At 42.4% G+C, this 9,404-nt stretch carries 7 protein-coding genes; 2 read left to right on the top strand and 5 right to left on the bottom strand.

All coding sequences use genetic code 11. The annotated features are described in order from the left end of the window. Positions 1–180: 180 nt before the first annotated feature. Positions 181–1,206 carry a biotin synthase BioB gene (gene bioB / locus LC586_RS27070; protein ID WP_229488322.1) on the bottom strand — a complete coding sequence of 342 codons (1,026 nt, stop codon included), beginning with the start codon at positions 1,204–1,206 and terminating at the stop codon, positions 181–183. Further along, positions 1,203–2,381, bottom strand: a complete 1,179-nt coding sequence (locus tag LC586_RS27065; RefSeq protein WP_229488321.1) for an RNA-guided endonuclease InsQ/TnpB family protein — start codon at positions 2,379–2,381, stop codon at positions 1,203–1,205. Before LC586_RS27065 ends, bioB begins: the two co-directional genes overlap by 4 nt. Before the next feature lie 593 nt (positions 2,382–2,974). On the opposite strand from LC586_RS27065, the gene LC586_RS27060 reads away from it, so the two are divergent. After that, on the top strand, positions 2,975–3,550 hold the full coding sequence (locus LC586_RS27060; RefSeq protein WP_229488320.1) for a GNAT family N-acetyltransferase: 576 nt from the start codon (positions 2,975–2,977) through the stop codon (positions 3,548–3,550). A gap of 118 nt (positions 3,551–3,668) precedes the next feature. Here LC586_RS27060 and LC586_RS27055 read toward each other — a convergent pair whose 3' ends face one another. Beyond that, a complete protein-coding gene (locus LC586_RS27055; RefSeq protein WP_229488319.1) occupies positions 3,669–4,340 on the bottom strand; it encodes an SMI1/KNR4 family protein in 672 nt (223 codons plus the stop codon). A 122-nt stretch (positions 4,341–4,462) separates the two neighbouring features. On the opposite strand from LC586_RS27055, the gene LC586_RS27050 reads away from it, so the two are divergent. Further along, positions 4,463–5,920: a protein adenylyltransferase SelO gene (locus tag LC586_RS27050; RefSeq protein ID WP_229488318.1), complete on the top strand. Its 1,458-nt coding sequence runs from the start codon at positions 4,463–4,465 to the stop codon at positions 5,918–5,920. A gap of 358 nt (positions 5,921–6,278) precedes the next feature. Here LC586_RS27050 and LC586_RS27045 read toward each other — a convergent pair whose 3' ends face one another. Then, complete coding sequence (locus LC586_RS27045) at positions 6,279–8,003, bottom strand: ABC transporter ATP-binding protein (RefSeq protein ID WP_229488317.1); 1,725 nt, start codon at positions 8,001–8,003, stop codon at positions 6,279–6,281. 404 nt (positions 8,004–8,407) lie between these two features. Next, a complete protein-coding gene (locus LC586_RS27040; RefSeq protein ID WP_229488316.1) occupies positions 8,408–9,391 on the bottom strand; it encodes a PRC-barrel domain-containing protein in 984 nt (327 codons plus the stop codon). Between the last annotated feature and the right edge of the window lie 13 nt (positions 9,392–9,404).

The following is a 9,404-nucleotide window of genomic DNA, read 5'->3' as shown; positions in this document are numbered from 1 at the left end:
AGCATTGTAAGAGTGATAAGATGTCTGGCATGGGTGGCTTGTAGTTTTTGAGTTGTCGTTGTGAGAGACAATAACTCTACTACAAAGCGCCCTACCTCTTCATGCTCTTATTTTGGCAAAGGTATTGCTAATGACAAATGACTAATGACAAATATACATTCCTGGTTAGCTAACGCATCACTAATCCTCATTCCTCTCCTCGCATACAACAGCCGGACTTGTCACTTTCTCTTGCCTTTGGGAAGGCGATCGCATTCCCAAACCAAGTAAATTGAGCATTTCTCGATCGCTATCATAATCTGGACAGGGAGTTGTCACTGTCAACATTTTGTTGTCATCGCTAGAAAAGATAGAATTGGCTCCTGCCATAAAACAGAAAGCTTGTTCAACTTGAGAAAGTCTAGCCCTACCGGCACTCAGACGCACATCGGAAGCTGGCATTAAAATTCTGGCTGTGGCAATCATCCGCACAATATCCCAAATGGGAACATCAGGCTGATTTTCTAAGGGTGTGCCTGGTACTTGTGAAAGAATATTAATTGGTACGGACTCTGGATGCGGATGTAAGTTTGCCAGAGTTTGTAACATCCCAACCCGGTCATCGACAGTTTCGCCCAAACCAAGGATACCGCCGGAACAGACAGTAACATTTGTCTGACGGACATTCTCAATTGTGTTCAAGCGATCGCTATAAGTTCTCGTGGTAATAATTGTGCTGTAATATTCCTGCGAGGTATCTAAGTTATGGTTGTAGGCGTAAAGTCCCGCTTCTTCCAATTTCTTGGCTTGATTTGCCGTCAACATACCCAGAGTGCAGCACACTTCTAAACCCATTGCGGTTACATCCTTGACCATTTCCAAGACTTCCTCAAATTGTGAGTTATCCCGCACTTCGCGCCAAGCAGCACCCATGCAGATGCGACTAACACCAGTTTCTTTCGCTTTCTGAGCGATGTTAACTACCGTTTCCTTTTGTAGAAGTGCTTCCGCCTTTACCTCTGTTTTATAGCGGGAAGATTGGGCACAGTAACTGCAATCTTCTGGGCAACCTCCCGTTTTAATAGATATGAGCTTACAAACTTGTATTTTTGTTGGGTCATGATATTGGCGATGCACGCTAGCAGCTTGATAAATAAGCTCTAGCAATGGCGTGTTGTATATCGCCCGAATCTCTAATTCCTGCCAATCGTAGCGTATTCCGTTCATAATTTACTAACGTTTGCTAACAAACTGAAATCTTCCTGCTTCACCTCGGAGAAGTCGGCTTCACCCGATCCACAGGCTGACACGACGTGACTCGCCGTGTTTTTCAAATTGATTGACGCATTTAAATCTCTCTCACATTCAAAAGAGCAGTATTCGCATTTAAAAATACGTTCACTGAGCGCAAGAGATTCTTTCTTCACTCCACATCTAGAACAAGTCTTACTGCTGGGGTAAAACCTATCCACAACTACCAATTCACTTCCATAGAGATTGGTTTTGTACTCTAGCTGACGACGAAACTCATAAAATCCCATATCAGCGATCGCTTTAGATAGCCTATGATTTGCCATCATTCCCGACACATTTAAATTCTCAATCACTATCACGCTGTGGTTCTTGGCTAGATAAGTAGTGAGTTTATGCAATGAATATGCGCGGATCTCAGCAATACGTTGGTGCAGTCGTGCAATCTTAATTTGTGCTTTCTTGAAATTAACTGAACCGATTTGTTTATGACGGTTTAGCCATTGAAGTCGAGACAGTTTTGCCTCCAGTTTGCGGTATGATTTCGCGCCGTCAAACACTTCTCCAGTTGAGAGCGTGGCAAGGGACTTAACGCCGAGATCAACACCAATAACGTCAACAGCTTTAGGTGTATTAGTTGGTTCTACCTCAATCCGAAATGAGATATACCAGCGATTAGCAGTGCGACTGATAGTGACAGATTTTGGCTGAACTTGCGGTAAGTTCTCATAGGTCTTGAGTACCCCTAACCGAGGAAGCTGAATCTTGCCAGTCCCCCGAATCCAGATTTTTCCGTCTAATTCAAATGAGTCACTCTGCCCTTTCTTCTTAAACTTAGGAACGCCAGACACTTTTTTAAAGCACCTATCCCAAGCTGTTCGCAAATTACGTAATGCATACTGTGGCGCACACTTTGATGATTCAAAGTACCAGGGGTTTTGCGGCTTAACCAAAGCCACCAACCATTTGTGCAAATCAATAGCGGAGGGAAATTTAATCTTTCCCTCTGGGTTTGATTTGTTGTGGTCTAGTATCTGCTTGGTTAAAGCTAGCCCCCAATTCCACGCATGACGGGCTACGCCACAGTGCTTTAGTAATTCTGTGCGCTGTTTATTGTTGAGCTTTAGTTCTGTTTTAAATCCTATTATCATAGAATTATTCTACAGACAAATGCCATACAATGCTAGATGAATATTGCTAACAATCAGGATTCCAGACCAAGAACTACAAGTCCTTGAAGCATACTGCAAGCATTCATCAAGGAGTAAGACTGATGTGTTACGTAAGTTTATTCCTGGGCTGTCAAGGAAAGTGAGGAAAAGTGAGTAATTGTTAGCTTATTGGTTGCTGTTAATTATCCTTCTTGTAGACTGGGTTAAATCTTGAGCTGGCTTTTGGTTGAATTTCCTGCGGTACAGCGTTTGGGCAAAGCGATTTTATCGAAGTTATGCCGCGCACTATGCTTTGTCACCCATTGGCTCTCAATCCTTTGGCTCTAGATATTAGACATCAGCTTATCAAGATTTTGGTTGAATGGCAGATTACCAGCCAAAATACTCAGCCTATCTGTTGCAACTAAAGCGAAAGCATGACGTTTTCGCCAAAGAACCCATACCTACACCACTGATTATCCAAATTGGAACATAATAATACAACTCATCTCACTGCTGCTAAACCCCGGTATGAGAGAATTTACAAAATCTAGAGAATGTTTTAGGAAGAGATCGCGCCGATTAAGTAATTTATGATATCCGAACTGCCACTAATTACAAGCGATCGCCTGTTCTTACGAGCGGCTATCCATGAAGATATACCCCAAATTCTCAAATACTTCATTCATAACAAAACCTATCTCACTCCATTTTACCCTCTTTGGGCTGATGGTTTTTTCACCCAAGAGTATTGGCAGTATCAGATAGAGAACAATTTTCTGGAATTTATTAATGGTCAATCGTTAAAGTTATTTATTTTTACCAAAAAAAATCCTACCGTAATTATTGGAACTGTAAATTTTAGTAATTTTGTCCGAGGAGCCGCTCATTTTTGCTATGTGGGATATAGCCTTGCTGAAAGTAAACAAGGTAAAGGATATATGACAGAAGGGCTAAAAGCCGCTATTCAATATCTTTTTGAAGAGTTAAATTTTCACCGAGTCATGGCTAATTATATGCCTCACAATCGGCGCAGTGGCAATGTACTCAAAAGACTAGGTTTTGTTATTGAAGGATATGCTAGAGATTATTTGTTAATTAATGGGCAATGGGAAGATCATATTATGACAAGTCTGATCAATCCTAATTGGCAAGTACCTAAATTTTAAAACAATTCTTAATTGAATTATTAGATTTATAAATTCCGAACTAACTCTAGCTCATATATTTTTCATTATGGTGTAGTGTTTCGCCTAAAATTACAAATTACGAATTACGAATTACGAATTACAAAGACTGACGTATTTGCTCCAAACTTCGGTTGAGCCAGTCTTCATACCAATCATAAAAACTTAAAGGCTGCTCCTCATTGCTATTTGGATAAGAATCATCAGGGTTGATGTCATGGAAAGCATGACAAAAACTCAAAGAAGCAGGATATATCCCATTATCATTAGTACGGTCATCTATCCAGATTTTTCCTGACTGCTCCCCAGTAACGACTAACATCGCATAAATTCCACAACCATAATTTGTAATGGTGAGAGTACCCTGGATAAATTTATCGTCGAAGTAGTCATCATTGTTGGGAACCAAACCCGTATTATTCTTGACAATTAAATCCAAATCATTCCATGCTTCTCTCAAGGGAAATGGTTTAGAAAGAATTTCATAGTTCTCTGGGTATACTTTTTCTGGAATGACATCTTCAGATTCAATTCCTGATAGTCCAGATAAGCCGTATCCTGGCCCCGCACCACCATTACCAATTTCTAAGAGAAAGTTTCGATATTCACTTGGTAGCGTAATATTGTATCTAGATTCAAACACTTGAATATCCTTGTCACTCAAGCAAGGTTTGAATTGATATTGGTGTGATTCTGAGCCAAAAACCTCAAATGTAGCGTCTAAAATAGCTAATTGAGTTAAATTTTTCTTTAATTGCAAAACTTTATCCATTATGCGGTCTAGATTTTGATGGGGGCGCTGCCATATTTTAGATATGGGTCGCTTTTTGCGTCTATGCTGATGCCAAAGCCAGAGGTAGTATTAAGGGAAGAATGAATTAAGCTTTGCTCGTAATGACTCTGGCTGAAACTCCAAACTACAAAAATTCTAGCAATCCTTTTCTCTCCCTCAACTACGAAAGCGCCTTGGAATCTCTAGGCGACGACTACTACGACGAGGTTGCAGCAGAGGAATTTCCTCAACACCTCTTGCGTTGGCGTAACGATGCACTACTACCCCGCTTGGGTTTAGACCCCCAACTAGTCAAAGATGAAGATTTTATCACAGCCTTTGGCAAATTTCAGGGGCGTAAACCCTTGTTGGCACTACGTTACCACGGCTATCAATTTGGTGAATATAACAGACAGTTAGGTGATGGTAGAGGCTTCCTCTACGGACAAGTACGCGCCACTGATGGCGAATTGTACGATTTTGGCACAAAAGGTTCTGGAAGAACACCTTACTCCCGTGGTGGCGATGGTATGCTGACGCTCAAAGGTGGGGTGCGGGAAGTTCTGGCTGCGGAAGCACTACACCAATTGGGTGTACGTACCTCGCGCTGTCTGAGCATGATTGAAACAGGTTTACCCCTCTGGCGAGGCGATGAACCTTCGCCTACCCGCTCATGTGTGATGATTAGAATGAGCAGTTCTCATATTCGGTTTGGCACTTTTGAGCGACTGCATTATTTCCAGCGTCCAGATTTAACTAAGAAGTTATTAGACCACGTAATTGAGCAGTATTATCGACACTTAAATGCTGAACAAAATAAATATGTCTTGTTTTACGCCGAATTAGTGAAACGAGTTGCAGAACTAGTAGCGCAGTGGATGGCGGCTGGCTTTTGTCATGCAGTCCTAAATACTGACAATATGTCGATTACGGGAGAGAGTTTTGACTATGGACCTTATGCGTTTATCCCAACTTATAACCCATCCTTTATAGCTGCATATTTTGACTATTATGGACGCTACTGTTACGGTAATCAACCAAGTATTTGTCAGTTGAATTTACAAATGCTTCAGGAACCTTTAAAGGCGATTATCGATAAAGACGAAATGGAAGCTGGATTAGCAATGTTTGCTGAGTATTATCAAGCTGAATACAGTTCTTTGATGTTGAAAAAGTTAGGTTTTGAGGATTTGCCACATCCAGAAGCTGGGGAACTGTTGAATCTAACGGTTGAATTTTTGAAAGATAGCCAAGTTGGTTATCACCAGTTTTTTGATGAAATGGCTCGGACTTTTTCATCTAAATGGCGAGATGATCCAGGTTTTGTGCTAAATAATTCAGATATTGTGCCAGTACCGGGTGCGTCAGGAGTTTTTGATGATTGGTGCATACTGTATCATAAAATTTTGAATGATTTTGATAGCGATAGCACCGATGTAATTGCTCAAACTCTAGCTGTTCATAATCCCAAAACGGCATTATTAAGACCTGTGATTGAATCTATTTGGGAACCAATTGCTCAGGAAGATAATTGGCAACCTTTTTATGACTTAATTAAGGCAATTCAGTCTAGGGGGTAGTCAAAGTTAAATAGTCGTGTTTACAGACATCCCGCCCGGAACTGAAGTTCCAGGCTGATAGCTTAAGTCCACTCAAGTGGACTAAAATCAACTACTCAGTCCGCTTTAGAGGACTTTCGCTATTAGCCTTGGAATTCTATTCCGAGGCGGGATAGCAACGAAGCGGGGATTGTCAGATGTGGGTAATAAGCTAATGAGCTAGGACTTACGCAAAAACCCTCTCAAACTCTCATTCCTCCGTGACGCGCCAGTTGCTTCAAGTCGGGGAACCCGCCCAACGCACTGGCTTCTCTGCGCCCTCTGTGGTTCGTTTTCCGTTACCTGTGCGTAAGTCCTATGAGCATTATATTTAATCTGGCTAACTAAACTGCTGGGCATAAAACCGCGCATAGCGACGTTCTAAGGCTAATAATTCTTCATGGGTTCCCGATTCGACAATTTGACCTTGTTCGAGAACTAAAATACGATCGCACCTCCTAACTGTCGATAAACGGTGAGCAATAATAAATACTGTCCGTTTTTCCATCAATCTTTCCAGGGCTTCCTGTACCAGCGCTTCTGACTCAGAATCTAATGCTGATGTCGCTTCATCGAGAATCAATATTTGGGGATTGAGCAGAACAGCACGAGCGATCGCAATTCTTTGTCTTTGTCCACCAGATAAGTTTACCCCACGTTCACCCACCCAAGTTTGATAACCTTCTGGCAGTTGGCTAATAAACTGATCGGCATTAGCAATTTTCGCCGCCTCTTTAACTGCTTCCATATCAAAAACATCTTGTCCAAAAGCGATATTTTGGGCAATTGTCCCGGAAAACATGATGGTTTCTTGAGGAACAATCCCAATTTGTCGCCGCAGACTATGCAGCTTGACATCTCGAATATCAACACCGTCAATTAATATTTCACCAACTTCGGGGTCGTAAAAACGGGGGAGAAGATTGACAAATGTGGTTTTACCAGCACCAGAAGCACCCACAAGAGCGATCGCTTCGCCTGGCGATACTAATAAACTGATATCTTTTAATACAGGTTCACCTGGTTTATAGGCGAAGGAAATATGACGATATTCTACTTTGCCTTTGACTGGGGGGAGAGCGATCGCATTTACCTTTTCTATCACTGTCGGCTGAATTGCCATCAATTCAAAAACGCGGTCAACAGATGCTTCACCCTGCTTAAATTCGTTGTAGTTGTTAGTAGTATGACCAATGGGATCAATTAACAGCGCCGCCGCCGCCAAATAACTGAAAAAATTCGCCACTGTTAAGTTACCTTGGGAAATTTGCCACGCTCCCACAATCAGTAACGATAATGCACTTAAAGCTTCCAGAAATCCGACAATGGGAATCTGAATCGCTTTCAGGCGTTCGGCTGAGTATTTTGCTTTGAGACTGCGTTCTGCTTCATGGCCAAAGCGGGCGATTTCGTAATTTTCGGCAGCAAAAGCCTGTACCAAACGAATACCGTTGAAAACTTCCGCGAGGATGGCTGATAAACCCGACACGCGATTTTGACTTTTTAAGGAATATTTGCGTAACCGTTCACCAAACCAGCCAACTAAAATACCCATCAACGGTGCAACTATCACCGTTGCTAATGTGAGTTGCCAATTCAGATAAATCATGTAAATCGGAATTGCTAGCAACTGCAAAATGCAGGGGATAAAGTCGTGAAATACTTTATTTACCACTTCGCCAACGCGGTCAACATCTTCGGTGAGGCGGTAAGATAAATCACCTGCTTTTGCCGTTTCAAAATAGCTGAGATTTAGCTTTTGAAGATGTGCGTAGACTTGCTGACGGAGATGAAAAGCAACTCTCAAAGCAGCTTTTGCCATGTACATATCTTGTATAGACTGAAACAAGCCTCTAACAAGAAATACTAAAGCACAGCTGCCAGTTATTTGAGCGATCGCTACTACATTACCTTGGGCAAAGGGAGTTGCCAATTTCCCGGCAAGATTTATCAACACTAATGTCGCCAGCACGTATCCCAAGATACCAATAAGTCCCTTGGTGATGGTTCGCCACTGGAGTCGGATATAAGGCAGCAGTTGCCAGTAATTAGAACGCGTTTTCAAGCTCGAAGATCCACAACGATATTTTACTTTGTTTGACGCTAGCAGTTTTTGGTGAGTTTCTGAACACTTAACTAATTAGTTACAAACTGTTTTAGCGTTCTTCTATGATTGAAGTGGAATGTTCATTCGAGGGGTCTTGCTTTATGAAACTAGAAGAGTATTTCAACAGCTCACTACATATCAAGCAACAAGATAATCTTACTCAAATTACCCTCTAGTTTAGACGGTGCGTTACGCTGTCGCTAACACACCCTACACCCTACTGCGTTCTAAAAAATTAGCCCTATCCTTGTAAGTAAGGAGAGGGCTGAATTAATCTTAAAATACTTCCTAATTTTCCGGTTGAATTACGAATTACGTTAGCGCAGCGTTAGCGACGTAGGAGCGTCATTACGAATTACGAATTAATATCCGCCTTCTTCTTCGTATTCTGGCTGTCTTTCCTTGACTTTCTTGGGAATATTCACAGGCTTCGGCGCATCTTCCCAAGCATCGCCTTCTACATCGTCATAATCATCGTATTCATCAACATAAGGCTTGGCTTCATATTTTAGCGGCTGCGGTTGTTGATACCTGTCGCTGCCTGTTGCCTCGCTCCAGTTATCTTCTTCCTCATCTTCTTCGTATTGAATAGATTCATACTGCCGCGCCTTCATTACCTGACGCTGTGGCCTTTCTTCTTCCACATAGTCTTCTGTCCATTCCTCTTCTCGCGCTACGGGTTCGGGGGCGCGAACTTTTTGCCTGGGTGGCTGTAATGGCACTCCACTAGGCAGTTGATTAGCTGGTGCAACTTGGCGCGGTGGAGTATAGCCGTATTCTTCTTCTGCATCGCGCTCCCACGGGGCTTTGCCGATACCCAGGCGCTCTAGTAAACCAACTGTCAACTGGTTTACCCGTTCTTCGGCTCCCTCAAACACAATCAACCGATTGGGGCCAGTGCTGACAATTTCATCTACTGAGAACTCGTAAGTACTCAGAAATTGATCGGGAATTTGGGGCAATCCTAAAGAAGCAATGACTATGGAGTTAAGCTTCCCGGTTTCGCCGTTGAACTTGAAGCCCCGAACCTTGCCTAAGACTTCACCTGTTTCTGTAATTACTTCCCAGTTAATCAGATTACTCAGAGATTCAACTTCGATATCTTCTATTACATCTTCGTTATCAACCAGGATGACATCACCAATCTGGCTGATGTTGTTGAGGTACATATAGCGCGGTATGCCCGAAATAGAGATCAGGCTGTCTCGCAAACCAAGAGCCACAACCTCTCGTTGATCAATATCAACCCAGACTTGACTGATGATGCCTAGCCGCTTGCCGTTGTCGCGGGTAATCACCTGGGTATTTAATATGTCGGAACGCCTAATTATCTGTTCAGAGGTCATTCTATACCGAGTC

The sequence above is a fragment of the Nostoc favosum CHAB5714 genome (genome assembly GCF_020829495.1).
Lineage (GTDB): Bacteria > Cyanobacteriota > Cyanobacteriia > Cyanobacteriales > Nostocaceae > Nostoc > Nostoc favosum.
The sequence above is the reverse complement of the archived record's forward strand: the minus strand, read 5'-3'. Positions and strand labels throughout refer to the sequence as shown.

Coding starts and splice junctions, on each gene's coding strand:
- bioB (WP_229488322.1), bottom strand. CDS start 1,206: ATGAACGGAATACGCTACGATTGGCAGGAATTAGAGATTCGGGCGATA.
- LC586_RS27065 (WP_229488321.1), bottom strand. CDS start 2,381: ATGATAATAGGATTTAAAACAGAACTAAAGCTCAACAATAAACAGCGC.
- LC586_RS27060 (WP_229488320.1), top strand. CDS start 2,975: ATGATATCCGAACTGCCACTAATTACAAGCGATCGCCTGTTCTTACGA.
- LC586_RS27055 (WP_229488319.1), bottom strand. CDS start 4,340: ATGGATAAAGTTTTGCAATTAAAGAAAAATTTAACTCAATTAGCTATT.
- LC586_RS27050 (WP_229488318.1), top strand. CDS start 4,463: ATGACTCTGGCTGAAACTCCAAACTACAAAAATTCTAGCAATCCTTTT.
- LC586_RS27040 (WP_229488316.1), bottom strand. CDS start 9,391: ATGACCTCTGAACAGATAATTAGGCGTTCCGACATATTAAATACCCAG.